This window comes from Paenibacillus oleatilyticus, assembly GCF_018998565.1.
Taxonomy (GTDB): Bacteria; Bacillota; Bacilli; order Paenibacillales; family NBRC-103111; genus Paenibacillus_G; species Paenibacillus_G oleatilyticus.
Map to the genome: position 1 here is coordinate 1 of NZ_JAHNZO010000156.1, position 359 is coordinate 359.

Sequence of the window (359 nt, forward strand, 5' to 3'; positions counted from 1 at the left end):
GATATAGGCAATGGCTAAAAAAACTCGCTTACCTGACACTCCGCAGCAGGCAATGCTGCGTCAGGTCACTGCCGAACTGGCGAAAGATATCAAAACGGAAGCTGACCTCAATAATGTACTCAACCAGTTCGTTAAAATGACTGTTGAAGCCGCGTTGGGCGCAGAGATGGAACATCACCTTGGTTATGCTAAAAGTGCCACTGAAGGCCGTGGAAGCGGCAACAGTCGCAACGGTTTCTCACCCAAAACCCTCACATCCCAGTACGGTGAGTTGGCCATCGAGACTCCTCGCGATCGCAACAGTGAATTTGAGCCTGTGATTGTTCAGAAAGGGCAGACTCGATTAACCGGGTTTGATG

The 359-nt window shown here is 50.1% G+C and carries 1 protein-coding gene; it reads left to right on the forward strand.

Going from position 1 to position 359, the window contains the following annotated elements:
• Positions 1-52: 52 nt before the first annotated feature.
• Positions 53-359, forward strand: a 307-nt coding sequence (locus KQX66_RS36740; protein WP_216798434.1) for a transposase, incomplete at its 3' end; no start/stop codon positions are given.